This is a genomic window from Dissulfurispira sp., assembly GCF_036745535.1.
GTDB lineage: Bacteria > Nitrospirota > Thermodesulfovibrionia > Thermodesulfovibrionales > Dissulfurispiraceae > Dissulfurispira.
This window is the reverse complement of sequence record NZ_DAIOFX010000140.1, coordinates 1-2623: the sequence shown is the minus strand read 5'-3', so window position 1 is coordinate 2623 and position 2623 is coordinate 1. Positions and strand designations below refer to the sequence as shown.

Here is a 2623-nt window from a genome sequence, read left to right as displayed (position 1 = left end):
TGTATATATTAACATCCTTTTTTTAAACCACGCAACATTGTCTTTGACCACTATGCGATTGATTGCAAATGGGTTGGAGTCTTTTTTTACAACCCCGTGTTTTGTTGTAAATACTGCCTTATAGCCCGTCGCTCTTGCAACTTGTAGGGCTGTATCACTATAGCTGCCGTAAGGCCAGCACAGGTATGGACACGGTCTGCCGAGCCTTTCTTCAATCGTTCCTTTGGAATCCATTAATTCTTCTAAAAGTTCGTTCTCGTTTAATTGTCCGCATCTTCTGTGGCTTTTTGTATGGGAATAGAATTCAATAAAACCACTCTTCTGCATCTCTTTTGCCATATCCCAGTTAATAACGACCTTATGTGACTGACCATTTGCTAAAAGTTTTTTGCTCTCTCTGTGGGGTGGAATTATTACATCCTGACTTTTGACTATATTCGATGCCCTCTCTGTCCTATCTGTGATTACAAAAATGGCGGCATTAATGTTGTATTTTTTTAGTACAGGGAATGCATAAAGATAATTATCAAGCCATCCGTCATCAAAGGTAACAACTACCGACTTTTCTTTAATGGTTAATTTTCCACTTATAAAATCCAGCAATTCATCTATCTTTAATGTCCTGTATCCAGATTTATACAAATACTCCATCTGCCCTTCGAAGACCTCAGGGGTTACAGTGACCATATCTCCTCTGTGGGGATTGATGTGGTGATACATTAATACCGGAATAGGTTTCACGAGGTTTTATCCTTTAAAAGCGATGAATAAAGGGCATACATCTTCTCGCACATCTTTTCTACGGTATAATTTTGCTCAACAATTTTTCTCCCCTCCATGCCCATTGCCATTGCCCTTTCCCTGTTTTCAAGTATTTTAATGACTGCATCTGCCAATGCTGATGGATTATTCGGTTCTACGAGATAACCATTTATTCCGTCTCTTACGACTTCACCGACTCCGCCGACATCCGTCCCTATAACAGGTTTTTCCATTGCCATTGCCTCTATGAACGATGTTCCAAGTGCTTCCTGAAGGGTGGGAAGAACAAAGAGGTCGATGGATTTAAGTATTTCAGGAATATCCCTTCTTAACCCGAGCATGAAGACTTTATCAGACAGGCCCGAAGTGTGAATTTTATTTAAAATATTCTCTTTCTGTGGGCCATCTCCAGCAAATACAAAAACAGCTTCTGGTATTTTCTGCAAGATTAACGGGATCGCATCAAGTAAGATATGGTGTCCTTTTTTTCTTCTTAAAATTGCGATGGTCCCGATGAGCGGAATATCAGGTTCCAATCCCAACTCCTGCCGTAGGTTTTCAGTAGTTTTTTCAGGGCTGAATTTGCTTGTATCAATGCCTGTTGGAATGGCAACTATCTTTTCAGAATGGATGCCTTCTTTTATTAAATAATTCCTGACATATTCGCTGACAGTGACAACTCTGTGGGGAAGAAAGCTATATGTAAATTTTGATGTTATGGGCAATGCAAGATGTCTTGTTCTGACTATTATTGGTTTTCTTTTTGAAAATCTTCCTGCTATACCAGCAAGAAGACTGTCCCTTCCACTGTGGGTGCTTATCACATCGATTTTTTCGTTTCTTATTAACTTGAGGATGAATTTTATTGCAAGGATGTCATAACTCTTCCTCATCCTGCATGTCCTGACTTCAAATCCTTCTGCTGAGGCCCTTTTGCCGAGCATACTGTCAGGCTGACACAGAATAATTACCCTTGCACCAAGTTTCTTCAGGCCGATGGATTCCTGAAACGTCCTGTTTTCCTGGCCTCCCCAGCCTGTGGACGATTCTGTATGGAGTATGGTGAGCATAATCCCCTTAAGCTGTTTTTATGCCACAGATGATTATGTGGTCGCCTGTCAGAAGTTCTCTGGATGCCAGTCCTTTAATGAGATATTCCCTATCGTTATCGTCATTTTTATTAAAGAGTGATCCGATGAGATAGAGGGCCTTTAAAATGGGATAGAGCCACAAGCCCTTTAACCTTGTCCCCGAGGCTATAACGTGTCTTGGCTCAAAGCCTAACTTTTTCATTAATTGAAATATCTCGACAAAGGAGATCGGGTTATAAGCAAGAAAGCTCCACTCTTTGTAGCATCGCCCCGCCTTGTATGGCTTAAAATGCGGAAAGTATCCCCGGCGTAAAAAAAACAACCTGGATGACACTGAAAGCATATTGGGCAGGCTGATTATGAGCATGCCTTCCTTTTTTAAAACTCTATGGAATTCAGAAAAGACGTGCTTGTGATTTTCAACGTATTGTAAAGATTCGCTGCACACTAAAAAATCGATCGCTTCCTCTCTAAAAGGCAAAAAATGGTTGATATCTGCCTTTACGAATTTTTTTTTGTTTGCAGGAGAGTCATATCTGTCCATGAAAAAGACCTCAAACCCCATATCTTCAAGGGCTGATCCCAATTCACCCTTGCCGCAGGCAGCATCCAACAGATAACCCTTCTTTTCTTTTCTAAGGAGTTCGCATATTTTTTGGTGCTCAAGTCTCATTGTGTTTTCAGTCTTTTTATCAAGATATCTTTAATTTCGGCTGGTTTTATATCCTCAAGGCATTTACTTATTTTACTTCCATTGCATCCGTCTTTTC

At 40.4% G+C, this 2623-nt stretch carries 3 protein-coding genes; all 3 read right to left on the bottom strand.

Translation table 11 applies throughout. The features are described from left to right. Positions 1 to 741 (bottom strand): polysaccharide deacetylase family protein (locus V7L97_RS12105; protein ID WP_333656336.1); only part of this gene is annotated, 741 nt, incomplete at its 3' end. Beyond that, entirely contained in the window at positions 738 to 1832 is a 1095-nt protein-coding gene (locus tag V7L97_RS12100) for a glycosyltransferase family 4 protein (RefSeq protein ID WP_333656334.1), read from the bottom strand. The genes V7L97_RS12105 and V7L97_RS12100, both read right to left, overlap by 4 nt. A 7-nt stretch (positions 1833 to 1839) precedes the next feature. Beyond that, positions 1840 to 2526: a class I SAM-dependent methyltransferase gene (locus V7L97_RS12095; protein ID WP_333656333.1), complete on the bottom strand. Its 687-nt coding sequence runs from the start codon at positions 2524 to 2526 to the stop codon at positions 1840 to 1842. Positions 2527 to 2623 lie beyond the last annotated feature (97 nt).